The sequence below is a fragment of the Erwinia sp. JH02 genome, assembly GCF_013074405.1.
GTDB classification, from domain to species: Bacteria; Pseudomonadota; Gammaproteobacteria; order Enterobacterales; family Enterobacteriaceae; genus Erwinia; species Erwinia rhapontici.
Genome location: NZ_JABANZ010000001.1, coordinates 898870 through 925243, shown reverse-complemented (window position 1 = coordinate 925243; position 26374 = coordinate 898870). Strand labels below are relative to the sequence as shown.

The following is a 26374-nucleotide window of genomic DNA, read 5'->3' as shown; positions in this document are numbered from 1 at the left end:
CATCTATGATTAGTTTGTACAGAAATAGTGAATTTTCATTCGCTATTTGCTTGAGCAAAAAATGCTAATACTTATATATCATGGGGTTATAAGCGGGTTTATGCATAAATGATACATTTCTGTATTGCAGGGAAAAGGGGGAATAGTCTGAATTTCAGGGTGGATCGCGAGGATCACCGTCATGACTGACGGTGATCCTCGGGTCTATGTGTCTCTGCGCTGAAATCCAGTTTCTCCGTCAGGCAAATCGACAGCAGGCTGGCATCATCGTCACTCTCACGCACAAAGGTATGCGCCATTGTACTGTCGATGTAGGCGCTGTCACCCTGATTGAGCCGCAGGGGGGTATAGAACAGGGTATGCACGCTGACACTGCCGCTCAGAACATAAATAAACTCTTCTCCTTCATGCTCTGACCAGGCCTCACGCGGCGGCAACTCACGGGTTTCAATGCGCATCACCACCGGAATCATCCCCTTCACCAGCAGCTCTGCCGCGTGTACTTCGTAGTGAAACCACGGGTTGGTGAACATCAGGCCTTTACCCGCCAGCGTGTAGGTACGGCGCCCCTGGATGGCCACGGCGGCAACCGGCACCTGCGGGAGGTCTTGCGCGAACAGCTCTGCCAGCGAGTAATCAAATGCCCCGGCGATTTTGGCGATGGTATCGAACGACGCAGATACCTGACCTTTTTCGATTTTCGACAGCGTAGAGATCGAGACCGAACTGACCTCGGCCACCTGTTCCAGCGTCATCTCCCTTGCCAAACGGATCGCTTTGATGCGCATACCGAAATCTTTTTCGTTCGTCAGGGCGGCCCCCAGGCCGGTGGTTTCATGTTGTCTGGATGTTTGCATCGGTATCAAAGTCCTTGAATGCCTGTGATTGTTATCATTTTCTCATATATGACAAAAATTATCCTATAAGAAAATTGTATTGGTGGGATGAGAAAGGGGTGCGTAGTTTAAGAAAAAACAGCAGGAGGGGTTATGTCAGAGATTACCGTGGCCAGCATCACACTTCCGGCATTTTATGATAAGTCGCGCAATCTCAGCCAACTAATGACGTGGATGACGCGCGCTGCCGATGCCGGAGCCGATTTAGTGGTGTTCCCCGAACAGATTTTGCAAGGGTATCTGCCCGATACCCTCAACTGGAGCGCAGACGCGGTGACCTGGCAGATGGCGCAGGCAGAGGTGATCCCGCAGGGAGAGAGCGTACAGGCGCTGTTACAGCAAGCCGCGCAGCTTGGTTTACACCTGGTATTTGGTATGACTGAACGCCATCCGGACCATGACGAAGTGCTGTTTAACAGTGCGGTGCTGGCTGGGCCGGAAGGCCTGATCGGCGTCTATCGCAAAGTGCACCAGCCGGGTGATGAGAAACATATTTATTACCCGGGGGATGATTTCCCGGTGTTCAGGACTGCGCTGGGCCGTATCGGTATGTTGATTTGCTACGACAAAGTGTTCCCGGAGAGTACCCGCGAACTGGCATTAAAAGGGGCAGACATCATGATCATGCCCACCGCCTGGGGCTTTGGCGGCGATGGCAGTGCAGGGGATGCCGACCCGATGGTGGACAGCTATACGCTGTTTGGCCGCGTACGTGCGCTGGAAAATCAGTGCTGGATGATTGAATCCAACCTGTGCGGCCATCACGGCAATCTTCGCTATCACGGCCACAGTCGCATTATTGATCCGATGGGCACCATTATTGCGGATACCGGCGAACAGGAAGGCATGGCGATCGCCACCATTGATGTGCGCCAGGCCATCCGGCGGGCGCGCAGCACGGACTACATCGGCTACCACTTCTTAAAAGACTATGTGCCGGTCCAGGCGCCGCCGTCATCGTTAACCGTTTTCAACCGCCATGCGCGGCCTTTGGGAGGACAGGATGAGTAAAGTGCTGGAGGCTGCGGGGATCTGTAAAGCCTATCCCGCTGCGGGGGGCGAGGTGACGGTGCTGAATAACCTCAATTTTTACGCCAACCGTGAGGAGTTTGTGTCGTTTGTCGGGCCAAGCGGCTGCGGGAAATCCACGCTGTTCAATATCATCACCGGCCTGCTGATGCCGGACAGCGGCAGCATCGTGCTGAAAAACCGCGAAACCACCGGCACGCCATCGCCGGAGCTGGGTTATGTTCTGCAAAAAGACCTGCTGTTTCCGTGGCGCACGGTAATGGACAACGTGATCCTCGGCCTGGAAGTGCGCGGCACGCCGAAAGCTGAAGCCTGTGACCGGGCACGAAAACTGTTTGAGCTTTACCACATGCAGGGCTACGAGAAAAAGTTTCCCTCACAGCTCTCCGGCGGGATGCGCCAGCGTGTGGCGCTGATGCGCACCATGGTCACCAACCCGGAAATCATCCTGATGGATGAAGCTTATAAGGCCCTGGACTATCCGCTGAAAATCGCGCTCGAGAGTGAGCTGCTCGGGGTAGTTAAAGAACAGCATAAGACAGTGATTTTTATTACCCACGATATCGAAGAGGCGGTGACGCTGTCGGATCGTGTGTATGTGATGAAAGCGCGTCCGGGCGAAATCGTGCAGGAGATTAAGGTCGATCTGGGGGTGCAAAGCCTGTCGATCCCGGAACGCCGTCTGTCGCCGCGGTTCAATGAATATTACGAACATATCTGGCGCAGCATCGGCACGCAGCCCGCTGCCGTTAATTGAAAAAGAGGAACCTATGGTGATGAACACTGTTTCACCCCGTCCGGCGGTGGCCAGCCGCTCTGGCCGCACCTCGGGAGAAGCCTTTTTCCGTTCGGAGAGCGCCCGGCGCTACACGCTGATTGTCCTGCAAATTGCCATTGTCGCCAGTCTGCTGGGCGGTTGGGAGTGGGGTGCACGCAGCGGCAGCATCAATCCGTTTCTCTTCTCCAGCCCGTCGCAGGTGTGGGAGGTGCTGGTCGCCCGATTCCAGTCAGGTGAGATGCTGACCGATATCGGCGTCACCGCCAGTGAAACGCTGATCGGCTTTGCGGTGGGGGCGATTGGCGGTTCCGTGCTCGGTCTGCTGTTGTGGTACTCACGCTTTATTTCCGATCTTGCCGCGCCGTTTATTGCCGCGATTGGGGCCATTCCGGTGCTGGCGATTGCGCCGATTACCATCATCTGGTTCGGCACCGAGATGCTGTCAAAAGTGGTGATTGTCGCGTTCTCCTGCGTGGTGGTGTCACTGACCACCTCGTACAAAGGCGCGCTGCGTACTGACCCTGATTTGATCAATCTGCTGCGTTCGTTTAACGCGAGACGCGGCACCATCTTTATCAAGCTGGTGGTGCCCTCCGCGATGCTGTGGGTGCTGTCGGGTTTACGTCTGAACGTGGGATTTGCCCTGGTCGGGGCGATTGTCGGGGAGTACATCTCTTCCGATAACGGCGTGGGTCATATGATCCTGCTGGGCAGCTCCAACTTCGGTATGAACATCGTGCTGGCCGGTATTGTGCTGGTCATGCTGATGATGCTGTGTTTCAACGCGCTGGTGGCCTTTATCGAACGCCTCATTCTCTCCTGGGACAGGAAATAATCATGAAAACATTTCGTCTTCACACGCTCGGTACTGCACTTTCTTTGATCGCCCTGAGCTCCTCTGCGCTGGCTGCCGAGACGCCGGTGCGGATTAACCAGGCATTCCAGTCGCTGCTTTATCTGCCGCTGTATGTGGCGCAGGAGCAGGGATTTTTCAAACAGCAGGGCGTGGCGGTGAAAATCAGTACCGCCGGGGGCGGATCGCAATCCTGGGCGGCGGTGATTGGCGGGTCGGCTGAATTTTCTATTCAGGACCCGGTATTTGTGCCGAAAACCCGTGAAAATGGCGGGCAGGGCGTGGTGGTCGCCGGCGTACAGAATGCACCGACGGTATTTATCTTTGGTAAAGACAGCACCTCATTACAGAACAACCTGTCGCTGCTGTCAGGCAAACGCGTGGTCACCAGCCCGCAGCCGGATACCACCTGGGCGTTTATGAGCTACCTGATCAAACAGGAAAAGCTGAAAGACGTGAAGCTGGTGCATGTGGCGATTGGTAATGAGATCCCGGCAGTGGCCGCAGGGCGCGCCGACTATGCGCTGGCCGTGGAGCCGCAGGTCTCAATGGCCGAACAGCAGAACGGTCTGCATGCAGTTTATTCCTTCTCCGGCGCACAGGCTTGGTATCCGTTTGCCTTCTCCAGCCTGACGACCACGCAGCAGTATATCGACAAGAACCCGCAGGCGGCGCAGGCGGTGGTCACTGCGTTTGAACAGGCCTCCCGCTTTATCTATCAGCACCCGGACGAAGCGGTGGTGATTGCGCGCAAATACTTCCCGGCGCTGCCTGCAGACCTGGTGAAGAAAGCGGTACAGCGTGAAATTGATGCGAAGGGTTACCCTGAAAATGTGCTGGTGTCGCAGAAAGCCTGGGATAACAACATGAACATTGCGCTGTATGCCAAAAATATCAAAGCCTATCCGTCTGAGGCGACCTCATACCAAAACAACGTCAATACGGCGCTGGCGACCAAAGCCAAAGAAGTGGTTGATGCGCTGGGCGATAAGTAAGGAGCGGGTATGAACGATGAACTGATGATGAGGCTGGCGATGATTCGGCGTTATTGTCCTGCGGCGGAAGCGGAAGCACTGCAACCGCTGCTGGCCGATGTTGCCCTGCGAGTGCAGGGCGTTACCGCCTTTGCTGCCAGCCAGTTTTCGCCGACGCTGCTGCCCGCGACGGCATGGGTTTCTCCGTTGCATGCGCCGACAGCCGATTTGTTGCAGGCAGGTGAGCTATGAGCATTCTTGACCGCTCAATGCTGACGCTGGGCCAGCAATTACGCAGCCGTCAGCTCAGCGTGCCGGAGCTGGTGGCGGCCTGCCTGGCGCGTGAAAGCGCCACGCAGGATCTTAACGCTTTTAACGAAGTCTACCGCGAACAGGCACAGCAGCTGGCGCAGGCCAGCCAGATCATGCTGGAACAGGGCTACGATCTCGGGCCGCTGCACGGGATGCCGATTGCGATTAAGGCCAATATCAATCTGGCCGGGGAAGAGATGCATGCGGGCAGTCAGGTACTGAGCGGATCGATTGCACAACAGGATGCCAGTGTAGTAAAGCGCCTGAAGCAAGCGGGCGCGATTATTATCGGCAGCACCAATATGCATGAGTTTGCCTGGGGCGGCACCACCAACAATCCGCACTATGGCGCCAGCAGTAATCCGTGGGATGACACCCGCATCCCGGCCGGTTCCAGCGGTGGTTCTGGGGTGGCGGCAGCGGTGCGCAGTGCGTTGGCGGCGCTCGGCACCGACACCGGCGGATCGATTCGCCTGCCAGCCTCGATGAACGGCATTACCGGTTTGCGTCCCGGCGTCGGGCGTTTAGCCACTGACGGTATTTTTCCGCTGGCCGCAAGCCTGGATACCGTTGGGCCGCTGGCACGCTACGCGGAAGAGTGCGAGCTGTTGTTCAATGTGTTGAACGGTCAGCCGAATGCGGGCCTGCTGCATCCACTGCCCGATTTGCGTGGCCTGCGTATCGGACTGCTGGAGGATCGCCATCTTGAGGTACAGCCGGGCGTGGCTTCCGCCTATCAGGCAATGGTGGCGTGGTTTGTCGCCGCCGGTGCGCGCTGTGAAACGGTGAAGTTCAGCGGGCTGGAGCAGGCGGTGAATGCGCTGGTGCTAATCAATCTGGCTGAACCCGCTTCGCTGCATGCCCCGTGGCTGGCCGACCGTCCTCAGGAGTACGGTGAGGATGTGCGTGCACTATTGCAGGCCGGGCTGGGCATCAGTGCGGTGGAGTATTTGCAGGCACAGCGCTACCGCACCGGATTGCGTCAGCAGATGATGCAGCAGTTGCAGAAGGTTGATCTCTTCCTGATGCCGACGCTGCCGTTCACTGCGCCACGCAAAGGGCAGGAGCAGGTGCGCATCGGTGACCGTGACGAGAGCGTGCTGACCGGCAACATGCGTTTCAATGCGCTGGCCAGCCTGTCTGCGCTGCCGGGGATAAGCCTGCCCGCCGGTTTTGATGCTGACGGCTTGCCGGTGGGGATGCAGCTGGTGGGGCGCGACGGCAGCGAATCACAGCTGCTGGCCCTCGGGCGTGCTTTCCAGCAGCAGCATGATTTTCACCAGCGTATGCCTGACAGACTGCGCGCATGACAGCCTTGCGGCCGCGTGACGTGCTGATCCTCGGGCTGGTGGTGTGTGGCTGGGCGTTCAATGTGATTGCCATGAAGCTGGGGCTGACGGAGCTGCCCCCGCTGTTTATGCTGTGCCTGCGTTTTTTGCTGGTCGCGCTTATTCTGGTGCCGTTTCATCCCATAACTGCTCGCCAGTTGCCGTGGCTGCTACTGCTGGCCTTTACCTTTGGGTTGGTGCACTTCGGCATGATGGTGCTCGGCATGCAGAGTGCGGATGCGGGCAGCACGGCAGTGCTGATCCAGATGGGAACGCCGATTGCTATGCTACTGGCGGCCGTGTGGCTGAAAGAGGCGCTGACGCTGAAAAAAGTGCTGGGTGTGCTTGCCGCGTTTATCGGTGTGATGGTTCTGGCGGGTAGTCCGTCGCTCGGCAACTGGCATGGCACACTGATGCTGCTGATCAGCGCCAGTGGCTGGGCGCTGAGTACTATTCTGATTAAGCGCGCCCCGGCGATCGCAGCGCTGGCAATGACTGGCTGGATTTCGCTGCTGGCCATACCGATGCTGGCGGCCGCGTCGTTCAGCATGGAGCAGCACCAACTGACCCTGCTGATGCAGGCGGGCTGGCGTGGCTGGTTAGGGGTGATTTACAGCGCACTCGGTTCATCGGTGCTGGCTTATTCGCTGTGGTACGGCTTGCTGAAACGTTATCCGGCTAACCTGATCCTGCCCTGGTCGCTGTTCAGCCCGGCGCTGGCGGTGATGATGGGGTCGCTGATACTCGGTGAACACCTGGATGAGGGCAAGCTGGCCGGTGCCGCGCTGATCGTCGGTGGGATTTTAATCGCGGTCACGCCGGGACGACGTGCGATAAGCGCGCTGAAACTGAATGGATGAACGTAGCAGACCAGGCCCGCTTTTCAGACATAAAAAAGACCTGTCGTTATTCACTTAGAGGATAGCCGTGCGCTTCCATAAAATCAGATACGGCTTTTTCGGCAACAATAAGGACCTCTTCCAGTGATTGGTTTGCATCAATATCAACAATGTGGGCACCTTCGAAGGTCAGCAAAGGGGTAATGGCAATCTTTTTTGCCAGTGATTCAGCAAGATGGTCCGGTTTGCGAGCACAGGCGACATCCAAATCAACATTCAGCTTTATCACTAAGTCTGGTTTCTGTGCCGTCATCCAGTAAAACGCTTTACGTTCGAGAGTCGCCAGCCAGGAAACAAAGCGACTGCCGGGCGCATTAACCGGGAATACCGGGCCATCATAAGTTCCGGGGATTTGTACCTGGGGAAAACGGTCGGTTAATACCATCATTCCACGGCGACGAGAAGCCAGCATATGCCGGAAACGCAACAAACGGCGCAGGACGAAACATATAATGACCAGGGACGGCAGCAAACCGGGAAGCGTTGTGGGGTTGACAGTATTATGGCGCTTAATCGACTTGCCCAGTGAATTCCCTAACAGAGGCAACTGGGTGAGGGCACGGCCTACGTTTCCGGATTGTTTCCCAAGATGAATGTGTATTGCCGGACCGTATTTTTTTACATAATGAATAAGATGTTTACAGACAGTCGACTTTCCTGAACCATCACTGCCAATAACCGCAATCAGTGGGGGTGATTTGATTTTCATTCGATGACTTTTCTCCTTTATTTCTTCGTGGAAAATACGCTTTTATTTCCAGTTCATCAAGGTTTCTTCATTTGAGAAAACACATGAATTCACAAATGATATTTCTTATGGCACGCAGAGCAAATATTTTCGCAGATGAGATGACTTAATATTAATGCAACATTTATTAATATTGGGCTATTTGTGCGAAAACAGACAAATCGTTTAACTTATTCTACGCCATTGCGAGTTATTGCTATTATTGGGTGCGATGGTTCAGGTAAATCAACGTTGGCATCTCGTCTGGTCGCTTATCTCTCCCTATCAGAACCGACAGAGTTACTTTATCTCGGGCAGTCATCGGGGCGTATCGGGGAATGGATCAGCGGCCTTCCTCTGATTGGCGCGCCTTTAAGTCGCTACTTACGGGCAAAGGCCATCCAGGTGCATCAGCGTTCTTCCGCGCCACCGGGCGCGTTCACTGCGCTGGTGATCTATCTGCTTTCCTGTTGGCGTGCGTATAAATTCAAGCGAATGCTGGCCAGAAGTGAGCAAGGACGCGTGCTGGTGACGGATCGCTATCCTCAGGCAGAAGTCGCAGGTTTTCGTTTTGATGGTCCTCAGTTGGCTAAAACTGCGGGGGGAAACTGGTGGGTAAACACACTCAGAAAACGTGAAAAAAAAATGTATCAATGGATGGCCTCCTATCCACCCATGTTGTTAATCAGACTGAATATTGATGCAGATACGGCGCACTTACGTAAGCCCGATCACACATTGCAAGCGCTGCGCGAAAAGATTGAGGTCATCCCTCATCTTAATTTTAATGGTGCGGCTATCTGTGATTTAAATGCCCGTCATCCGAAAGATGACGTGTTTAGAGCATCGTTACGTGTGATTAATGCTTATATTCCACTATCGCACGATCAGGCCTGTGATTGAGATTATCATTGATGATAAGGCGGGAAAATAAAGTGAATGAACATAATCCCTCCCGTTCGCGTGTTATTCCTGGTCTTATCGCCGTGGTGGGATGTGACGGAACGGGAAAGTCGACACTGACTCTCGATTTGGTAAAGATGTTGAATCAATACCGCGTGACGGAACGCCGTTATTTGGGGCTGGTATCCGGGGAAGATGGCGATAAAATTAAACGCGTGCCCTTTATTGGCATATGGCTTGAACGCTATCTGGCGACGCGCTCTTCAAAGAATCAAAACATGAGTACCCATTCCCCTGCTTTATGGGTTGCATTCATTATGTATTTATTCTCGTTACGTCGCAGGGCTAAATTGCGTCACGTGCTGCATCTGTCACAGCGCGGCGTATGGGTGATTAGCGACCGTTATCCGCAGGCCGAAATTTCAGGTTTTCACTATGATGGACCCGGCATTGGCGTGGATCGCGTGACTGGCTGGTTTTTGACGCATTTAGCAAAACGCGAAAAACGGTTGTATCAGCAAATGGCGTTATATCGTCCTGCGTTAGTTATCCGTCTCGGCATTGATATCGATACCGCTTTTTCGCGCAAGCCGGATCATGATTACGATGAGCTAAGGGATAAGATCGCCGTCATGGAAAGGATTCATTACAACGATGCGACCATCGTTGAGCTGGACGCAAGAGCACCCTATGGCGACGTTCTGGATAAGGCATTGAATGCCGTATTGTCTGTCGCTGAGATCTCTTCGGTTAGAAAACCGATGCTGTGAATGTCGCGTTTTCTCTGGTTGAAATGGAATTTGGCAGGTGTTAACCGATGAAGCATAGGTTCTCCGATGGTGTTTTTCGTACGATTATTCGTAACGCCGCGTATTTAGGTTCCAGTCAGGTTGTCAGTGCCTTACTGGGACTACTGGCACTGTCTTGCGCGGGAAAAGGCCTGTCACCAGAGATGTTTGGGGTGCTTGTTGTCATTGAATCCTATGCAAAAGCGATCAGCGATTTTGTAAAATTCCAGACGTGGCAATTGGTGGTGCAATATGGTACGCCGGCATTAGCCAGTAAGAACCTGGAAAAATTTCGTGATGTTATTTCCTTTTCTTTTGGATTAGATATCGCCAGCGGTGCCGTGGCCGTCATTGTGGGGATGTTACTGCTGCCATTACTTTCTCACTCATTGGGGCTTGATTCCGATAGTTTCTGGCTTGCCATGTTTTACTGCACGCTGATCCCCTCGCTGGTGGCAGCGACCCCGACGGGGATCTTGCGGGCCGTAAACCGTTTCGATCTGATCGCAATTCAGCAAGCCACACGGCCCTTTCTTCGTGCCGCGGGGAGTGTGATTTGTTACTTCGGTGATGTTGGTTTCGCGGGATTTATTATCACCTGGTATGCCTCCAATATGATCGGTGGTTCACTCTATTGGTGGTTTGCCTGGCGGGAGTTACGCCGCAGGGATATTCATCATGCATTACGACCAGGGCTATTTGGCACGGCACGTAAAATCAAAGGTGCATGGAATTTTGTGTGGATAACCAACATTGCTCACTCTGTTTGGGCTGCGCGGAATTCAGGTAGTGCGGTGTTAGTGGGGATTATGTTAGGACCTTCAGCGGCCGGGTTATTCAAGATTGCGATGACGTTTTTTGATGCTGCTGGATCGCCGGCTAAATTGCTGGAAAAAAGTTTTTATCCTGAAATTATGCGCCTGGACCCACGAACGAAAAGACCGTGGTTATTGGGCCTTAAGTCGGCTTGTTTAGCGGGGGGAGTTGGCATACTCGTTGCGCTGGTGGTGGTGGTTGTCGGTAAGCCGGTAATTTCTCTTTTTTTCGGACAAAGCTACCTGATGGCATATGACTTAATCCGGGTGATGCTCTGCGCGATTATCGTTTCTATGATAGGTTTTCCCCAGGAGTCATTGTTATTTATGGCGGGAAAACAACGCGCGTTTTTAGTGGCTCAAACGGTAGCATCCGCTGCGTATATCATTCTCTTAATCGTATTTTCTCATTTATTCGGCGTGTCGGGTGCCGCGTTTGCCTATCTGGGCGGACAATGTCTGGACGTTATGTTGTCATTTATCCCTGTTTTATATACCTGGCGGCACCGCCATGTATTGATTTTTAGGGAACCAAAGGAGAGTCATCAATGACGAATGGATACGTAGTGAAGACATTTTCACCTGAAACCCTACAGCTGCTCTTTTCTGCAATCAATGAAGATGATCTTGTGGATGAAAATGTCAGTCTTCCCCCGCGGATCGATGTGCAATGCACACAGGATAGCCTGCGTGAAAACTATGCTTTGTGCCTGCAGTATTGGGAAGAGGGAGTTGATCGTCATGAACTATTGCATTTAGTTCGTGAATTATTGAGGGGGGACACATTGTCTGATAGTGCCAGGATGCAGTTTAAATACATTCGATCCCGCTATAAACATTTACGCTTCGCGCAGAGACTCTATAGTAAAAAACATCTATCCAGACTCTGGTTCAGTAAGACAACGGTCCTGCTCGGGAAACTTCAGGATGCATTTCGTAACAGTAATATAAGAGCGGTAAAATTTCATGCCGGAATACTGTGTTTTTATCTGAGTAAACCGATCTGGAACTGGGTTTACTTTTCCCTGCGTGATATGCCATTAGATTCGGCCAGTCATTTTATTGCCTACCGGAAAAAACAGATAAGAAAACTACAGGTTTTAATCGCTAAAACCGCGCTGACAGGGCGAGAGTTTCACGCTGTGCGTAAAATTGTCAGCCAGCAGGTATCTTATTATGACACGTTAAGATCTATCGATCCGGGCAACCAGGATTTCCATCAGATCTCACGCTTCTTAGCCGCTATTAATGGGGTGATGGGCGATAAGCATGATGAAATGGTCGCTGATAATTTGTCAGGGAGAAGACGCTACGACGAACTCGCTCAGCTGGATATTCATCTGCGCCAGCGTCTGGAGCTACTGCTCACACGGTATCCATTATAAGAAGACAGTGCTCAGAGAGCGCTGAACAGGAACAGGCGCAAAAAAGGAAGCGCGATGAGATTATGCAGACTGATGTCTATGGCACTGCTGTTGTGGCCGTTGGCAGGATCGGCACATAACTTTATTATCGGTGAGCGGGTTGCTCCGATAGTTATCAGGGATCGGGGAGAGCTGTTATTGAATGACAATCGCTTACGTTATCAACCCTGGCGGAGTTCAGCGCTGGCAGGGAAAGTCCGTGTCGTTCAGTATATTGCCGGGCGTACTTCGGCGAAGAAGAAGAATTCATTGCTGATTAGTGCGATCAAGAATGCGAATTTCCCTGCCGATCGTTTTCAGCCGACAACCCTTGTTAACACCGACGACGAGATCCCGGGCACCCAATTTTTCGTGCGGAAAAAAATCGAGAAAAATAAAAAACGCTACCCCTGGGCGCAATTTATTATCGACAGCCACGGTATTGGCCGCAAATCCTGGCAACTTGAGGAAGAGAGTTCAACCATTTTAGTGCTGGATAACGCCGGACGTATTCAGTGGGCGAAAGAGGGGGCTTTGACGCCGGAGGAAGTCTGTCAGGTGCTCAAAAACGTGCTGAATCTGCTGGATGAGAAACCTCGTAACGCGGACTCACCAAAATAAAGTGTCTGTCCTGGTTAAGATTGCCCGTCAGGCTATCTGAGCCAGTGAATGTGGGATTTTCATCATCTATGGACGTGATCGAGCGTTATATTGTGACTCAGACCCAACGGTTAGTGCTGACCCTTGTCGGTTTTCTGATAGTTATCTTTGCCAGTTATTCAGCTCAGCGCTATCTGACCGAAGCCGCTAATGGCACATTATCGCTGGGGGTCGTGCTCGATATTGTCTTTTATAAAGTGCTTATTTCACTCGAAATGCTGATCCCGGTGGGGCTCTATGTTGCCGTTGGGGTCGCTCTGGGCCAACTCTACAATGACTCAGAGATCACCGCGATGCACGCTGCGGGGGCCAGCCCGATACGGATTTATAAAGCCGTGCTATGGCTTGCCATTCCTTTCGGAATAGGGGTCATGCTTCTCTCGTTGTACGCCAGACCCTGGGCTTACGGAGAGATTTATCAGTTAGAACAGCGCTCGCAGTCTGAAATGAACGTGAATCATCTGATAGCCAATAAATTTAATGTGAATGACGATGGGCGGATGGTGGTCGCTTCAACGGTTGACGCGGCGAACAACGTATTAACCGATGCGCTGATTTATACCTCATCCGATAACAAGAGCCATATATACCGGGCAAGGAAGGTCACAGTGCTGGGTACGCTGTCTTCATCGCCCTCTGTCCTGCTGCACACAGGAACGTCTTATGTGCTGGATCATCGGGGATGGGGGGACCAGGAAATGCGTTATCAGGATCAGCATCTGCACCTTAAAGCGATCCAGCCAACGACATTGATGAAGCGTAAGTCGGCATCAATCACGACATTATCGCGCTCGACCGCTCCGGCTGATATCGCCGAACGACAATGGCGAGAAAGCCGTGGGCTCAATACGATATTGATGACGTTATTGGCGATTTCGTTAAGCCGTATCAAGCCACGGCAGGGGCGTTTTACCACATTACTGCCCTTAACCCTCGTATTTACCCTTATTTTTTATGGCGGCAATCTGTGCCGCACACTGGTAGCCAATAGCGCCTTTCCTGTTATTCCGGGCGTCTGGTTTTTGTCCTTACTGATGCTGGCTGGCGTCGTAATGCTGATGGCGCGTGACTTTTCGTTATGGCAAAAATTTTTGCGATGACACTCTTCAGCCGTTATTTACTGCGTCATGTCTTCACCGGATTTGCGGCTGCAGCAGGATTGCTCATTCCGCTTTTTACTACATTTAACCTGATTAGTGAGCTGGATGATGTCACTCCGGGGGGATACCACTGGACTCAGGCCATTCTGGTGGTGTTGATGACTCTGCCCAGAAGCCTGATTGATATGGGGCCATTTATTGCGCTGCTCGGTGGGATCGTAGGATTAGGACTGCTTTCTAAAAACCTGGAGTTAACGGCGATGCGAACGGTGGGTTTTTCCATCTTTAACATCGCCATGGCAATGGTGTGTGCCGGATTGATTTTGACCCTGGCTCTCAGCACAGTTGATGAATGGGGGGCCTCGCCCTTACAGCAACGCGCAATTCAACTGAAAAGCAGCGCTATTTCCCTGGAGGCGAATAGCGATAATACCCAAAACAGACTGTGGGCCAGGCGCAATGATGAGTTTGCTACGGTAAAAAACCTGGATAAACATCATCAACCGCTGGGCGTTGAAATATTTTCCTACCAGAAAAATCTCTCGCTGCAATCCTACACTTATGCCGAACACGCCACCATTCTGGATAATGGAATATGGATTCTGCATGATGTTTATCAAAAGAAATGGCGGAACGGAAAAGAAGAGGTTAGCAGGCTGGATACGCTGCCCTGGGCCTCTCTTTTTTCTCATATCAGCCTGACTGAACTGACTATGCCCGCTAACAGCTTCTCCATCAGACAGCTCTGTCGTTATATTCGCTACCTGCAAGATACGCATCAGCCCAGTCAGGAATTTGCTATTGCCCTGTGGCAGAAACTGGGAAGGCCTATTTTAACGCTTGCCATGATATTACTGGCGATCCCCTTCACCTTTAGCCTCCCTCGCTCGCCAGGCTTGGGAAGCCGTTTAGCCACCGGTGTTATTGTGGGGCTACTGGCCTGGATCACCGATCAAATCATCATCAACTTAGGGATATTACTCTCACTGAATGCACCGCTAACGACAGTGGCACCGCCTGTATTACTGTTGATCCTCGCCCTGTTGCTGGTATATCGCTTTGATCAACGGCATTAGCCGCAGGGCAAGGGCGTACTAGCGCTTTAGATCGGCGAATGCCTGAATGATGGTATCGATTTGTGCTTTACTGTGGGCCGCGCTGACACTGCAGCGCAGTAGCGTTTGACCCGCAGGAGTGGCGGGGGGTAACACCAGGTTGACATAGACATGCTTTTCTATCAGATCGCGCCAGAAACGCAGACCTTCTTCTTTCGACTCCATCACCACCGGGACCACCGGGCTGATGTTGGGGCCAAGCGTGTAACCCCGTTTTTTCAGTCCCTGATAGAGCCGACGCGCATTATCCCAGAGTGTTTCACGCAGCTCCGGATGCTGTGAAATGGTCCTTAAAGAGGAGCGAACAGAGGCTATCGTGGAGGGCGAGGGGGAGGCGGTGAAGATGTAAGGGCGACTGCTGTAGCGCAGTGCCTCCATGGCCAGCGGACCGACGGCAAAGCCACCAACGGAAGCCAGACTTTTGCTGAATGTGCCGGTAATGATATCAACATCCTGCTCAACGCCGAGTGCTTCAGCCAGACCCCGGCCCGAGTGGCCCATCACGCCAAAGGAGTGCGCTTCATCGACGATCAGATACCCCCCAAGACGGCGTTTAACATCAGCAATGTCAACCAACGGAGCCACATCACCCAACATGCTGTAAATGCCTTCAACAATAATGATGGCTTCGCGCGCGCGCGCGCCAAGACGCAGCATGCGGCGTTCCAGATCCCGGGCATCATTGTGACGGAAGCGAATGATGTCCGCGCCTCCCAGGGTGCACGCATCATAGATGCTGGCGTGGCAGTCTGCATCCAGTAACACAACGGCATCGTGATCGGCAAGGGTGCTGATAACACCTAAATTAGCGGTATAACCAGTAGAGAAGACAATGGCCGTCGGCCGGTTAAAAAAAGTGGCCAAATCGTGTTCTAAAGCCAGATGCGTTCCGTAACTCCCATTCGCCATACGTGAGCCGGTGGTGCCTGTTCCCTGAGCGGCTAATGCTGCCTGACCGCTCGCGATCGCCTGAGGATTAAATGTCAGGCCCAGATAGTTATTGGTCCCCGCCAGAATAATCTTTTGATGGCCAATGCGTCCTTCCGTCGCTGAATAGATTTCATCAATACAGGTGCCGAAAGGACATAACCCGGATGCCTGGACGTGTTCCCGATAGTTTATATTGGGTGCAAATTTGTCATAAAGGCCCATACGTTTTCTCCAGGTGAGGAAGTAAAGCATCCCGCAGCTGTTCGGGTGTTCTGACATCCAGCAAAATATTTATCGGAATGGGAATATCAAATCTGTCTTCTAACATCATTAACAGATCCATGACCTTGATGGACTCCAGGCCCAGTTCATCAATGAGATTGCTGTCAGGATGTATCTCCACGTCACTGGCGACCATATTCTGCAAACATTGAATAATATAATTCATTACAGCATCATGATTTATCATAGAAATTTAAATTCCTTCTTATCTGATGATTAAAAGAGTCCTTCACGCAGGGCATGAATCAAACTTATCATCGGGCTCCAGTGAATATGTCGGGACAAACTGAGATGACTTGCAGACCAATCCGGATGGGTTAATTCATGAATTTTGCTGCGCGTCAGCATCGGTTCTTTTCCAGAAAGTCTGCTCGACACCTGGCTGATATCAGCCATAAGGTTGAGCACAGGGAAAGGAACTGTGATTAAGCGCACTCTTCCATTACGCACGTTCTCACCAATCTGTTGTAATCGCTGCCAGCTATAGGAATTACCATCACAGAGCTCATAGGGAAGAGTCGGCTGTGGTTCGGCGACTAGCCATTGCCCAACGGCCTCTGCTAAATCGCTGACGTGGATGAAAGACAGCCGGGCATCTGATGCTCCCATCCGGGGAAGCACGCCACGCAAAAGCCAGGTGAACAGCGGTTTGAGTTCTTTGTCGCCGGGGCCGTACACCGCCGTTGGGCGAAATATTCCGAGGGTCATATCCGCCGCGCGGGCAGTTAACTGCTGTTCTGCAACATATTTGGAATGGGCATACCATGACAAACCAGGGTGGCGGGCAGCCAGAGAAGACATAAATAAGAAACGCTTAATGTGGCCACTTTTTTTAGCCGCCTGTAGCAGTTGCAGACTGCCGGTGACATTACAGTGAGTAAAGATCGCTTCTTTGTGCCCACGAACCTGGCCCGCACAATGCACCACGCTCTCAGCACCGTAAACTAATTCAGAGAGCGCATCGGGGTTATCCAGATCGCCTGTTATCCACGTCAGATTGTTCACTGATGTTTTATCAGCTTTGCTGCGGGTGAGAGCCCGCACGGCATAACCCCGCGCCAGCAAATTCTCAGCAATATGCCTGCCGATAAAGCCTGTCATGCCGGTGAGGGCGATCGTGACGGGCATGGCGGTCAACCTGCCAGCTTTGCATGCGTGTTGATGGCTTCATTCCGCGCGTTAAGATAGCGTTTCTTCGCCTCCGCACGGGCCGGTTTACCTGAAGAGGTGCGCGGGAGACTATGCGGTGGCAGCAGTTCAATCCCGACAGTAACGCCAAATTCGCTGTGAATATGCGATGTTAACGTATGGATGATTTGCGCCCGACGCTCTTCGGAACTGACCCTGCACTGGATTTGCAAAATGATCCGGGCATTCTGATCGTGAGCGGTAACGAAGGCTATTGCATCACCGGAATGAATTTCTGGCTCCAGCTCGGCAATATATTCAATATCCTGAGGCCATATATTACGGCCCCGGATAATCATCAGGTCTTTCTTACGCCCGGTGACAAACAGGCAACCATTGAGCAAATAGCCTAAATCACCCGTATCCATCCATCCTTTAGACTGGATCTCCTGTTGCGATGTGGCATCCTGAAAGTAGCCGCTCATTAAACTGGGGCCTGAAATAAAAATATTTCCGACTTCACGCTCAGATAACGGAATGCCCGTGTCGCTACGAATCTCGATGCGGTGATGCGGCAGGGCTTTGCCACAATTAACAAAGGCCGAGGTTGATTGAGTGTGCGGGCCTGGTGGCACTGCTTTATTCTGATATTCAAGAATGCTACGGTCAACCTTGTCAATCAGCAGGCCTGAGTTCTCTTCCACGAAGCAGACCGCCAGTGTATTTTCCGCCAATCCATAACAAGGCATAAAAGCCTTGCTATTAAAATTAACTTGACTGAAGTGTTGAGCAAACAGAGTCAGTTGCTCAGCGGAAATAGGTTCAGCGCCGACACCCGCGATACGCCAACTGGCGAGGTCAATTCCAGCTAATTCTTTATCATTACATCGGCGTAAGCACAAGTCATAGCCGAAGGGGGGCGCGACAGAAATACTGCAACGATTTTTCGTGATTAATTTTAACCACTGCATCGGACGCATGGCGAAGTCCTGAGTGCGTAAATAATCGACGGATAGCTGGGTTGCTACTGGCGTCAACAGGAAGCCCACCAGCCCCATATCGTGATAAAACGGTAGCCAGGAAATACAACGGTCGCCCACCCGTGCGTTGATACCGTGACGGCTTATCACCTGCAGATTAGACATAGCCGCGCGGTGGGTAATCATCACACCACGTGGAAAGCGCGTACTGCCCGATGTGTACTGGAGATAGGCAATATCATTGGGTGATGGCAGGGGTAATTCGACCTCTTTCTCCGGCAACTCCTGAAAGTCAGTATTGCTAAGAATATGAATGGTCATCGCATCCGTGCAGGCCGGGCGAATCAGGGGCAACCACTCTTCATTACTGATAATAGCAACAGGCTGACAGTTGATTAATAGCGCGTGGAGTTTCGTAATATAAGAATGACGCTGACCCATTCCCATTGGGACCGCCAGCGGTACGGCAACCAGCCCTGCATACTGGCAGGCAAAGAAAGCCTCGACAAAGCCTACCTCCGTCTCAGCAATCAGTGCCACGCGGTCGCCCCGATTAAGATTGAGTGATAACAGGCGTCGCGCTCCTGCAATAGCACGCTGCTTTAGTGAACGATATTCCAGTACAGCTAAGAGCTGATTTCGTCGGTCGTAAAAATTCATTCCGGTATTTCCCTGGGCTGCGTAATTTAATGCTTCGACCAGACTGGGGAAATCAGCATGGCGCAGGGGAAGAGAATGGGTTGAACTGGTTTCAGACAGATATAATGGAGCCATAGATTAACAATCACCCTAAAAGAGTAGCCACGAAAAATATTGTTTTTTGTAAAAATCAATATATGTATTCATACGCTAGTGATTTTGAATTAAATTTTGTGTTGAATTGTAATTTCAGTATCTATTAGCATTGAAAGCCTCGATTTTGATTAAGATTTCGATTTTGTCATGTGGTTAGTGGCAGCTATTTTGATGGGCTCTCCATGGGAGGGGTAATGTTCTCATGTCATTGCTTAGCCGTTATTATGACGGCAAGCTTCGATGAAGTGTATGCTTTGTTTAATGTTGACGGTGGGAAGCGCATTAACAGGTAAAAATAGCAATATCTCTTCAAATGATAATTTTTTCATGCCTTAATTTATTTTAAATGTGGGAGTAAATAGCAGTGAAACGCAAGTTTAATGATTTTTTTTTCAGGTTACTATTGTTTCCTTTATAGTAAAGCTTAAGGGTTTTATGATTTGCATCGAAAAAGTGAAGAATAAGGATGAACGTAAGGTATTCATCACTTTCCCCTCGTTACTCTATCGTGATGATCCTCACTGGATAGCCCCCTTATATAGTGAACGCGCAGAGCATCTTTCTAAGAAAAACCCAGCAGCAGAACATATTGAATGGCAGGCATGGGTGGCTAAGAAAGAGGGCAGAGTGGTTGGGCGCATCACCGCACAGGTCGATACCTTACATCGCGAGCGTTATGGGGCTGACACCGGGCATTTTGGCATGATTGAGGCCATTGACGATCCCGAGGTGTTTAGCGCGCTGTTTAGCGCGGCAGAGAGCTGGCTGAAGTCGAAGGGCGCACGGAAAATCACCGGGCCTTTTGGACTGAATATCAATCAGGAGAGTGGGTTGCTTATCGAGGGTTTTGATACACCGCCTTCGACCATGATGCCGCACGGTAAGCCTTATTATGCGAAGGCGCTGGAGCAGCAGGGTTATGCCAAAGGCATAGACTTAACGGCCTGGTGGATGCGCCGTACCGATCTGCACTTTTCCCCGTCATTAACCCGCCTGATGGACCAGGTGCGCAAAAAGGTCACCATCCGCCGTCTCAACCGTAGTCAGTTTGGTGAAGAGATGCAGATCATGCGGCAGATCTTTAACTCCGGCTGGCAAAACAACTGGGGCTTTGTTCCTTTTACGCAGCATGAGTTTGCCGTGATGGGCGACCAGCTTAAGTTTTTGGTCCCTGACGACCTGATCTACATCGCTGAAATCGATGCCAGGCCCTGCGCATTTATTGTGGGCTTGCCCAATATTAATGAGGCCATCGCAGATTTAAACGGACGTTTATTGCCCTTTGGCTGGGCAAAACTGTTATGGCGCCTGAAAGTGAGCGGCGTTCGCACCGCGCGCGTGCCGTTGATGGGAGTGCGCCAGGAGTATCAGTTTAGCCGGACAGGACCGGTGATTGCGCTGCTGCTGATTGAGGCGTTACGCGATCCTTTTGCCAGGCGCAGGATCGAGGCATTAGAGATGTCGTGGATTCTGGAAACTAACCGCAGTATGTGTTCGATGCTGGAGCGGGTAGGTGCGGTGCCGTATAAGCGTTATCGGCTGTATGAGAAGGTGTTGAGTGACGTTTAGCGGCCGCTTCGCGCGACAGGTGCTGTTGAAAAAACGACCGGATTAAATGACGTGCGCTATAATAGGATCGTTGCATACGCTTCTGGCAAAAAGCAGTCTTAATCTTAACGCTTCTTTTTTCACGGATGTGCCATGACCCTACAAGCCGATGTCGAAAATCAACAACAAGCAAACAACGTCAACGTGCTCTACCGCGAGATGACGTGGCTGTCGCAGGTTATTAATCAGGTTATTTGCAGCTATCTCAAACAAGAAGGGCATGAACGCCACTGGTCAGATATTTCACCACCGGAACTGGCGAAAGGCACACCTTATGCCGATCTGATTATTGGCTGGCAATTATCTGTTTTTGAACGTCTGGCCCTGGTGCTTGCCATGGCACCCAGCGTTAAACCCAATACCCTCGATATTTTCTTTGGTCTTAACAGCCTTATCGATCGCCCTTTTACCGAATTTGGCGGCGTCAGTGACAAAGCCTTTAGCGGTTTCATTCCCACCGGGCAAACGCTCAACTTTCTTATCAGCGGCAATGACCCAGACTGGCGCGTTTATGCTCAGGCCCTCTTTTCAAACAAACATCGCCTGATGGCTGAGCAGGTCACCCAATTGCTGTCTGTTGATGAAGGTGTGCCCAAATGGGCCGGCATTTATCGATTAAATGAAGAGTGGCTGCACTATTTTACGACCGGTGAACGATTGCGCCCGGAGTTAAGCGCGAGCTTCCCGGCCCATTTACTGGAGTCTCCGCTGGAATGGGACGATCTGGTACTGGATAGCGACGTCATGGCGCAAATTGAAGAATTGCATGCCTGGCTCAAACATGGCCAGACGCTGATGCATGAATGGCAACTGGCAAAAAAGGTGAAGCCTGGATATCGCGCGGTGTTCTTTGGTCCCCCAGGTACCGGTAAAACGTTAACCGCCGCGCTGTTGGGCAAGGCCACCCAGCGGGATGTCTATCGTGTCGATTTATCCATGGTGGTATCAAAATACATAGGCGAAACCGAGAAAAACTTATCCCGCGTATTTGACGCTGCCAGCTACAAAGAGTGGATCCTGTTCTTTGACGAAGGGGACGCGCTGTTTGGTAAACGCTCGGAAGTCAGCTCATCCAATGACCGGCATGCCAACCAGCTAACCGGCTATTTACTGCAAAAAATAGAGGATTTTCCCGGTACGATCATTATAGCCACTAACCTGAAAACCAATATGGATGAAGCCTTTACCCGGCGTTTCCAGAGCATGGTTCAGTTTGCGATTCCCGGCCCGAAAGAGCGCTTACAGCTATGGCAAAACGCCTTTCATGGTGCGTGTGAACTCGCGGAGGATGTCAACTTACCTGCCATTGCCGACCGCTATGAAGTGGCTGGCGGGCAAATCATCAACGTGCTGCGCCAGTGCGCATTAACCGCCATTCAGCGGGGCGAACGGAGGGTTACTCAGGACGATATTGTTGCCAGCATTCGCCAGGAATTCAGGAAAGATAACAAAATATTCTTTGAGTGAATGCGGTGTCACACCGCTGGCGTGAGGCAGATTTTACTCTCTGATTTAGCCAAATTAAGAAAGAGGACGATTTGTGATGTTTTCAAAACAGACGGCACGACATCAATCAACCCGGCGGGCTGTTTCTCCGGCGGCAGTATCGCAGCGCAAAGCCAGCAATGCACCGGCCTCGCTGGAGGACAATCGCCATGAGATGGTGCAAAGACAGGCGAATAAAACCGGGCTGCCCGATAACCTGAAAAGCGGCATGGAAAATATTAGCGGCATGAGCCTGGATCATGTCCGGGTGCACTATAACTCGGCAAAACCGGCAACCGTTCAGGCGCATGCCTACGCCCAGGGCAGCGATATCCACCTTGCTTCTGGCCAGGAAAAACACCTGCCGCATGAACTGGGGCACGTGGTGCAGCAGGCGCAGGGACGGGTGGTTGCGACGACGTCAGTGGCGGGAATGGCGGTAAATGATTGTCCGGCGCTGGAGCATGAGGCTGATGTGCTGGGGGGGAGGGCATTGCGGGAGTGAAGAAAACGCGTTAGGAATCGTGGAAGGCTACTGTCTGTATTTTCTCATTGGATTGACGGTGTAAAGGACCGAAATTTACCTCAAATTTCTATAATTTAAGATGATAATCATTAGCGCTTTTTACTATGAAGAAAAATCACAGTGAAAGGTGAATACCATTAAATATATCTGCCACCTCCTGTTTTTTTAAAATAATCAAGTAAGGTTAAGGGTGGGGCGGGAAATCAAAGGGTTTATATATGAATGTGAAAACAAAAGAAAAAAAATACAGAAAAACCTTGTTGAATGCCGGGAGTCATTCCGCAGGGAAGAATAATACTACGCAATGTTTTAGTTTTGTTGATAACCGACCTGAGGCTAAGCAGTTTGTACATTTGCAGGAAAATTCAAACGAACCTGTTCAGTGTGTTTCGCTAAATGCAATAAAGAAGAATAAGGATAAGACCAATAAGGCGGATAAGGTTAAAGGCATGAAGTCTGCACGTATAAGTAAGAACGTATTGACCGTTAGACGGGTAGATGGTTTACCGACAGGAAGAGTGAGATATGGTGCTGGCCAACATGGCGCTAAAAGCCGTGAACAGAAACGACTGAAGGCGTTATATAAGAGAAGAGTATCTGGTGCAACGCATGAATCTGAACATACTATTGGATATGCAGTATTGGCCGGTGGGCATTTACCCAGAGGGGAATCTAAAGATGCACAGATATTAGAAAACATAGCTCCAGCTTACCAGGAAGTGAAGGTTTTACATCGTGATCATATAGGGACAGGCTCTAGCTCAAAACCTGATGAAACAAATATGAACGCCGGACAGTACCGAGAGATGCAACGTGGTTTACTGGCAGGTGATACTGACTATCATAAATCTCTGTCTAACAGACCTGACAATCCAATAGGGCAGTCACCGACTGAAAGAACAAATGCTGTTAGTAATGCCGTTCAGATAAATCAACTTGGTTATGGTCAGCAGTTACAAAATCGTGATTATTCCGGCATAGATAAAACTGAACTTGGGCAGGCTAATAATTCCTACCGAGAGATGGTAAATGGTATGAATAGTGTTACGTATGTTAAAGATGCAAATAATGCTGATTCAGTTTCCGTATTGGACCACTCTAAACTGGAGATGATCTTGGCTCGCTATGTCGCTGTAACGGGCAAGTGGCCCCAGCAGCAAGTTATTGAAATAAATAAGCTTATTGAAGATTCGGAGTCGACTGAGGTCTTAGATGTAAACAAGATTAATACAATTATTAAAACTCTTGGCTTTTACTGATCTTGAGGCGATTTAATGATGATCGGCTATTAATTAGAATAACCAGAATGAAGGCTGTAACTAAAATTGTTTAATTTCCTGTTTTTGATTTTTTCTTATTTGTACGTATGAAGACAGGTAGAAAAAGCCCTGGGGATAGCGTCTGTGCCAGCTATCCCCAGATGGCAATTCACACCTAAGGCTTATCCCCCTCCTTCCTCACCATCCGTACCGCAAACAATATCCAGCCAATCACGATCATAAAGATAATCAGAATTGGTCCCTGGTAATCCTGGAATGCCGGATCGGCGACAAACACCAGCATCAATCCACTAATCGATAGCGCCGTCAGCGCGACAAAGGGCAAGCCGCTCAGGTGTTTTCTCAGTGGGAACGACCAGATACAGACGATGAGGAACAGCAAAATAAAGACGAACGAGACAAATAAACCGGCTCTTATCTCCCAGCGATAAATACACACCCAGTTTAACAGGCTGGTGACGCTATTTAATACCTGATTGATCGGCTGCGGGTATTGCGTTGCTTCCGGGAAGAACGTTTGATCAATCAGCTTCTCATTGGCGTCACTTAATGGCAGCGGCCAGTAACCCGCGCCCAGGAAGGTCCAGCTGGAAAGATTAACCAGCTGAGTCAGGTCCACTGTTTGATCACGGTTATCCTCACTGATCAGCATTGGGACCAGCCGTTTATATACCTGCTGTACTTCTAACTGATTGGTCTGGCTGCTTAACCATTGCTGTAGCGCTTTTATTTGATCGAGCTCATCACTGGCTTTATCGCGCGTTGCCGGTGAGCCCGGTCGTACGATCAGCCGGTTGGTGTGTTGCGATAACGCATTGAAATTTGTGAAATTATAAAAATTTTCATTCCCTGTTACATCTTTATTCGCTACCACGTTTTTAACGGGGACAATAACGCTCAAATAATAGAGATCACCGTCGGTGAGAGGGCCATCTACGTCACGGGGACTGGGTTGGTGCTGATAGCTCTGACGTAGCGCAATTTTCAGTTTGTCGAGGAACGAGAAGAAGACCTGCTGGCTCTCCGGAGTGTCCAGGATGGAAAGGTCGATATCCAGCGTAATGCCATCCGCCATCGACGGCACGTCTTCGAGGCCAAAACTTATCCATGGCCTCACATGATTAATAACGTATTGATCCATGGGGGTGGTGACGGAGGCGACCAGCTGTTTAACCATATCGTCGGTAAACAGTGCGGTTAGCTGGTTGCGCGAAAGATCGCGTGGCGTGGTGACCACCAGGTCAAGTTTTGTCCTGTAGCGGTGGGTCGTCTGAATAAACTGGCTGAACGTTGGCCCGGCTAACCAGTTTTGCGGCAGCACTAACGTATTACCGTTCCCTTCGGGTTTCATCACCGCACCAATGTAGCCAATGCGATCCAGGCGACTAAAATCAATCGTTTGCCCTTTCTCAAGATGCTGCCAGTAGGGGTAAAAGCCGTAAAAGGTTCCCACATTAAAGATAGATTTGGCACTATCCTGACACCCGCAGTCCGGTGGTGCTGCCCAGTGTTGGGGGACGGCGTGGGCAGGGCTCAGGCCGCTTTTCCTGGCCAGCTCGAAAACACCCATGTTTTGCAGGCTGCTGGGCGGAATACCCGCCTCATTAACCGCCATTTGTAAAAAATAGAGGCTCGGGAAGACTTCATCCTGCAGCGGTGCCAGCGTTTTCAGCACCTCTTTGGACAGGGCGGTGATCTTCAATTCCTTGATGGTGTTGCTCAGGGCCTCTGGGCTCAGTTGCCACACGATCAGCGGTGCCGATGTTTGCGTATCGCTCTGTGTACTGGTTTCAATCATTTGCGTTGAGGTCGCCGGCGTCTCGCTGCTCTTATCAGCGCTATTTTGCGTCTCTGTCTCACTATTACTTCCTTCCGCATTGGCGGCTGGATTGGTGCTTGTACTTGTACTTGTACTTGTACTGTTGCTGGTACTGGTGGTCGCACTGGTACTGGGTTGCGAACTCTCTATCGTATAAGAGTCAATCAAGCTGTCGATATCAAGTGGTGGCGCAATGGGAATATTCAGTTCAGTAAATAACGCGCTGAGCTGATTATAAAGCTGACTGCGTTGATCGAACTGCTGCTTTTCTAATTTTGCAAAGGTGGCCAGTACGGTCTGACGCAGCGTCAGGCTGGCGAAGTCTTTTTCGGTCAGCTGGTAATAATAGGGGGCCGTATCGCTATCGGGTCGTTCCTGAGCAGGCGGTTCTGCGGGTTTGGCTGCACCAGAACGATTACCGGCGTTTGAGCTGTTGTGGTCGAGTTTTAATTCTATCTCAGCGGAGGTAAAACTCAGCAGTTCCGGGGGCGTTATCGCCGTGCGCCACGTCGGATAAAGCGCATTTCTCTCGGCAGCGCGGTTTAGCGCAATCATTAAAGACTCAATGAAAATCTGGTGCGGATCGTTAGAGGACTCCGGTACGGTGAAAGCAAATTCATCGCAGAAATAGTTAAGCCAGTAGCGCGTTGTGGGGCCGACGATGCCATCGTTCAACCGCTGGCCTCTTTTGTACTGGGCCTGGAAATCGCTGTTGCTCTGATACAACGCGGCAAGCTGCGTTTGTATCGCTCTCCCTAAATTGCGCTTATCACTCGCCGTTAGCTGTTTGCTGCAGGTTTTAAACGGCTGGACGCTATCGATCAGGCCGTTTTCCGCGGCGTAACCCAACGTGGGCAGAGCGCAAAGCAGGAAGAACCCGCAGGCAACACGCCTGGCGAACCGCAGTGCCCGCTTACGAATGAGTGATAACAGACTGAAACCAGGGTTTATCATTTTGTTC

At 51.1% G+C, this 26374-nt stretch carries 25 protein-coding genes; 18 read left to right on the top strand and 7 right to left on the bottom strand.

Annotated features, from left to right (window positions below):
* Positions 1-179: 179 nt before the first annotated feature.
* Positions 180-857, bottom strand: a complete 678-nt coding sequence (locus tag HHI26_RS04295) for an XRE family transcriptional regulator (RefSeq protein WP_133843413.1) — start codon at positions 855-857, stop codon at positions 180-182.
* Between the two features lie 132 nt (positions 858-989).
* On the opposite strand from HHI26_RS04295, the gene HHI26_RS04290 reads away from it, so the two are divergent.
* From HHI26_RS04290 to HHI26_RS04260, 7 genes are read left to right on the top strand one after another with little or no spacing between them, the layout of a single operon-like run.
* On the top strand, positions 990-1907 hold the full coding sequence (locus HHI26_RS04290; protein ID WP_171148667.1) for a carbon-nitrogen hydrolase family protein: 918 nt from the start codon (positions 990-992) through the stop codon (positions 1905-1907).
* On the top strand, positions 1900-2682 hold the full coding sequence (locus HHI26_RS04285) for an ABC transporter ATP-binding protein (RefSeq protein WP_133843417.1): 783 nt from the start codon (positions 1900-1902) through the stop codon (positions 2680-2682). The genes HHI26_RS04290 and HHI26_RS04285 overlap by 8 nt, the downstream gene beginning before the upstream one ends.
* A 19-nt stretch (positions 2683-2701) precedes the next feature.
* Positions 2702-3538, top strand: coding sequence for an ABC transporter permease (locus HHI26_RS04280; protein ID WP_241008201.1), 837 nt, complete (start codon positions 2702-2704; stop codon positions 3536-3538).
* A 2-nt stretch (positions 3539-3540) separates the two neighbouring features.
* Positions 3541-4551: an ABC transporter substrate-binding protein gene (locus tag HHI26_RS04275; protein ID WP_133843421.1), complete on the top strand. Its 1011-nt coding sequence runs from the start codon at positions 3541-3543 to the stop codon at positions 4549-4551.
* 9 nt (positions 4552-4560) lie between these two features.
* A complete protein-coding gene (locus tag HHI26_RS04270; protein ID WP_133843423.1) occupies positions 4561-4782 on the top strand; it encodes a hypothetical protein in 222 nt (73 codons plus the stop codon).
* A complete protein-coding gene (locus tag HHI26_RS04265; protein ID WP_133843425.1) occupies positions 4779-6152 on the top strand; it encodes an amidase in 1374 nt (457 codons plus the stop codon). Before HHI26_RS04270 ends, HHI26_RS04265 begins: the two co-directional genes overlap by 4 nt.
* Positions 6149-7030, top strand: a complete 882-nt coding sequence (locus HHI26_RS04260; RefSeq protein WP_171148666.1) for a DMT family transporter — start codon at positions 6149-6151, stop codon at positions 7028-7030. Before HHI26_RS04265 ends, HHI26_RS04260 begins: the two co-directional genes overlap by 4 nt.
* A 46-nt stretch (positions 7031-7076) precedes the next feature.
* On the opposite strand, the gene HHI26_RS04255 is transcribed toward HHI26_RS04260, so the two are convergent.
* A complete protein-coding gene (locus tag HHI26_RS04255; RefSeq protein ID WP_171148665.1) occupies positions 7077-7778 on the bottom strand; it encodes a dTMP kinase in 702 nt (233 codons plus the stop codon).
* Between the two features lie 183 nt (positions 7779-7961).
* Between HHI26_RS04255 and HHI26_RS04250 the strand changes: the two genes are divergently transcribed.
* The 7 genes from HHI26_RS04250 to lptG all read left to right on the top strand — a co-directional run bounded on the left by HHI26_RS04250 (position 7962) and on the right by lptG (position 14541).
* Positions 7962-8699 carry a hypothetical protein gene (locus HHI26_RS04250; protein ID WP_171148664.1) on the top strand — a complete coding sequence of 246 codons (738 nt, stop codon included), beginning with the start codon at positions 7962-7964 and terminating at the stop codon, positions 8697-8699.
* 32 nt (positions 8700-8731) lie between these two features.
* Positions 8732-9469: a hypothetical protein gene (locus HHI26_RS04245; RefSeq protein WP_346775674.1), complete on the top strand. Its 738-nt coding sequence runs from the start codon at positions 8732-8734 to the stop codon at positions 9467-9469.
* Between the two features lie 47 nt (positions 9470-9516).
* Entirely contained in the window at positions 9517-10854 is a 1338-nt protein-coding gene (locus tag HHI26_RS04240) for a lipopolysaccharide biosynthesis protein (RefSeq protein WP_171148663.1), read from the top strand.
* The gene (locus HHI26_RS04235; RefSeq protein ID WP_171148662.1) at positions 10851-11687 is read left to right on the top strand and encodes a hypothetical protein; all 837 of its coding nucleotides are present in this window, start codon (positions 10851-10853) and stop codon (positions 11685-11687) included. Before HHI26_RS04240 ends, HHI26_RS04235 begins: the two co-directional genes overlap by 4 nt.
* A gap of 54 nt (positions 11688-11741) precedes the next feature.
* Complete coding sequence (locus tag HHI26_RS04230; protein ID WP_167864570.1) at positions 11742-12326, top strand: YtfJ family protein; 585 nt, start codon at positions 11742-11744, stop codon at positions 12324-12326.
* A 68-nt stretch (positions 12327-12394) separates the two neighbouring features.
* On the top strand, positions 12395-13465 hold the full coding sequence (gene lptF / locus HHI26_RS04225) for an LPS export ABC transporter permease LptF (protein WP_171148661.1): 1071 nt from the start codon (positions 12395-12397) through the stop codon (positions 13463-13465).
* The gene (gene lptG, locus HHI26_RS04220; protein WP_171148694.1) at positions 13462-14541 is read left to right on the top strand and encodes an LPS export ABC transporter permease LptG; all 1080 of its coding nucleotides are present in this window, start codon (positions 13462-13464) and stop codon (positions 14539-14541) included. Before lptF ends, lptG begins: the two co-directional genes overlap by 4 nt.
* A gap of 18 nt (positions 14542-14559) precedes the next feature.
* Here lptG and HHI26_RS04215 read toward each other — a convergent pair whose 3' ends face one another.
* Genes HHI26_RS04215 through HHI26_RS04200 form a run of 4 tightly spaced genes read right to left on the bottom strand, consistent with a single transcriptional unit; the run spans position 14560 to position 18674 of the window.
* Entirely contained in the window at positions 14560-15732 is a 1173-nt protein-coding gene (locus tag HHI26_RS04215) for an aminotransferase class I/II-fold pyridoxal phosphate-dependent enzyme (protein WP_171148660.1), read from the bottom strand.
* Positions 15719-15979 (bottom strand): acyl carrier protein, encoded by a 261-nt coding sequence (locus tag HHI26_RS04210; RefSeq protein WP_133843445.1) that lies wholly within the window; start codon positions 15977-15979, stop codon positions 15719-15721. The genes HHI26_RS04215 and HHI26_RS04210 overlap by 14 nt, the downstream gene beginning before the upstream one ends.
* A 29-nt stretch (positions 15980-16008) precedes the next feature.
* Positions 16009-16920, bottom strand: coding sequence for an NAD-dependent epimerase/dehydratase family protein (locus HHI26_RS04205; protein ID WP_133843447.1), 912 nt, complete (start codon positions 16918-16920; stop codon positions 16009-16011).
* Between the two features lie 5 nt (positions 16921-16925).
* Positions 16926-18674 carry a fatty acyl-AMP ligase gene (locus HHI26_RS04200; RefSeq protein ID WP_171148659.1) on the bottom strand — a complete coding sequence of 583 codons (1749 nt, stop codon included), beginning with the start codon at positions 18672-18674 and terminating at the stop codon, positions 16926-16928.
* A gap of 456 nt (positions 18675-19130) precedes the next feature.
* On the opposite strand from HHI26_RS04200, the gene HHI26_RS04195 reads away from it, so the two are divergent.
* From HHI26_RS04195 to HHI26_RS04180, 4 genes are all read left to right on the top strand, one after another.
* Positions 19131-20264, top strand: coding sequence for an N-acetyltransferase (locus HHI26_RS04195; RefSeq protein ID WP_171148658.1), 1134 nt, complete (start codon positions 19131-19133; stop codon positions 20262-20264).
* 132 nt (positions 20265-20396) lie between these two features.
* Positions 20397-21770 carry an ATP-binding protein gene (locus tag HHI26_RS04190; RefSeq protein ID WP_171148657.1) on the top strand — a complete coding sequence of 458 codons (1374 nt, stop codon included), beginning with the start codon at positions 20397-20399 and terminating at the stop codon, positions 21768-21770.
* A gap of 76 nt (positions 21771-21846) precedes the next feature.
* A complete protein-coding gene (locus HHI26_RS04185) occupies positions 21847-22293 on the top strand; it encodes a DUF4157 domain-containing protein (RefSeq protein ID WP_171148693.1) in 447 nt (148 codons plus the stop codon).
* Positions 22294-22532: 239 nt separating this feature from the next.
* The gene (locus HHI26_RS04180) at positions 22533-23573 is read left to right on the top strand and encodes a hypothetical protein (protein WP_171148656.1); all 1041 of its coding nucleotides are present in this window, start codon (positions 22533-22535) and stop codon (positions 23571-23573) included.
* A 175-nt stretch (positions 23574-23748) separates the two neighbouring features.
* On the opposite strand, the gene HHI26_RS04175 is transcribed toward HHI26_RS04180, so the two are convergent.
* Positions 23749-26367: a hypothetical protein gene (locus tag HHI26_RS04175; RefSeq protein ID WP_171148655.1), complete on the bottom strand. Its 2619-nt coding sequence runs from the start codon at positions 26365-26367 to the stop codon at positions 23749-23751.
* Between the last annotated feature and the right edge of the window lie 7 nt (positions 26368-26374).

Excerpts from the sequence above, each read along its gene's own strand:
- HHI26_RS04295 (WP_133843413.1), bottom strand. The coding sequence starts at position 857 with ATGCAAACATCCAGACAACATGAAACCACCGGCCTGGGGGCCGCCCTG.
- HHI26_RS04290 (WP_171148667.1), top strand. The coding sequence starts at position 990 with ATGTCAGAGATTACCGTGGCCAGCATCACACTTCCGGCATTTTATGAT.
- HHI26_RS04285 (WP_133843417.1), top strand. The coding sequence starts at position 1,900 with ATGAGTAAAGTGCTGGAGGCTGCGGGGATCTGTAAAGCCTATCCCGCT.
- HHI26_RS04280 (WP_241008201.1), top strand. The coding sequence starts at position 2,702 with ATGAACACTGTTTCACCCCGTCCGGCGGTGGCCAGCCGCTCTGGCCGC.
- HHI26_RS04275 (WP_133843421.1), top strand. The coding sequence starts at position 3,541 with ATGAAAACATTTCGTCTTCACACGCTCGGTACTGCACTTTCTTTGATC.
- HHI26_RS04270 (WP_133843423.1), top strand. The coding sequence starts at position 4,561 with ATGAACGATGAACTGATGATGAGGCTGGCGATGATTCGGCGTTATTGT.
- HHI26_RS04265 (WP_133843425.1), top strand. The coding sequence starts at position 4,779 with ATGAGCATTCTTGACCGCTCAATGCTGACGCTGGGCCAGCAATTACGC.
- HHI26_RS04260 (WP_171148666.1), top strand. The coding sequence starts at position 6,149 with ATGACAGCCTTGCGGCCGCGTGACGTGCTGATCCTCGGGCTGGTGGTG.
- HHI26_RS04255 (WP_171148665.1), bottom strand. The coding sequence starts at position 7,778 with ATGAAAATCAAATCACCCCCACTGATTGCGGTTATTGGCAGTGATGGT.
- HHI26_RS04240 (WP_171148663.1), top strand. The coding sequence starts at position 9,517 with ATGAAGCATAGGTTCTCCGATGGTGTTTTTCGTACGATTATTCGTAAC.
- HHI26_RS04235 (WP_171148662.1), top strand. The coding sequence starts at position 10,851 with ATGACGAATGGATACGTAGTGAAGACATTTTCACCTGAAACCCTACAG.
- HHI26_RS04230 (WP_167864570.1), top strand. The coding sequence starts at position 11,742 with ATGAGATTATGCAGACTGATGTCTATGGCACTGCTGTTGTGGCCGTTG.
- lptF (WP_171148661.1), top strand. The coding sequence starts at position 12,395 with ATGGACGTGATCGAGCGTTATATTGTGACTCAGACCCAACGGTTAGTG.
- lptG (WP_171148694.1), top strand. The coding sequence starts at position 13,462 with ATGACACTCTTCAGCCGTTATTTACTGCGTCATGTCTTCACCGGATTT.
- HHI26_RS04215 (WP_171148660.1), bottom strand. The coding sequence starts at position 15,732 with ATGGGCCTTTATGACAAATTTGCACCCAATATAAACTATCGGGAACAC.
- HHI26_RS04210 (WP_133843445.1), bottom strand. The coding sequence starts at position 15,979 with ATGATAAATCATGATGCTGTAATGAATTATATTATTCAATGTTTGCAG.
- HHI26_RS04205 (WP_133843447.1), bottom strand. The coding sequence starts at position 16,920 with ATGCCCGTCACGATCGCCCTCACCGGCATGACAGGCTTTATCGGCAGG.
- HHI26_RS04200 (WP_171148659.1), bottom strand. The coding sequence starts at position 18,674 with ATGGCTCCATTATATCTGTCTGAAACCAGTTCAACCCATTCTCTTCCC.
- HHI26_RS04195 (WP_171148658.1), top strand. The coding sequence starts at position 19,131 with ATGATTTGCATCGAAAAAGTGAAGAATAAGGATGAACGTAAGGTATTC.
- HHI26_RS04190 (WP_171148657.1), top strand. The coding sequence starts at position 20,397 with ATGACCCTACAAGCCGATGTCGAAAATCAACAACAAGCAAACAACGTC.
- HHI26_RS04185 (WP_171148693.1), top strand. The coding sequence starts at position 21,847 with ATGTTTTCAAAACAGACGGCACGACATCAATCAACCCGGCGGGCTGTT.
- HHI26_RS04180 (WP_171148656.1), top strand. The coding sequence starts at position 22,533 with ATGAATGTGAAAACAAAAGAAAAAAAATACAGAAAAACCTTGTTGAAT.
- HHI26_RS04175 (WP_171148655.1), bottom strand. The coding sequence starts at position 26,367 with ATGATAAACCCTGGTTTCAGTCTGTTATCACTCATTCGTAAGCGGGCA.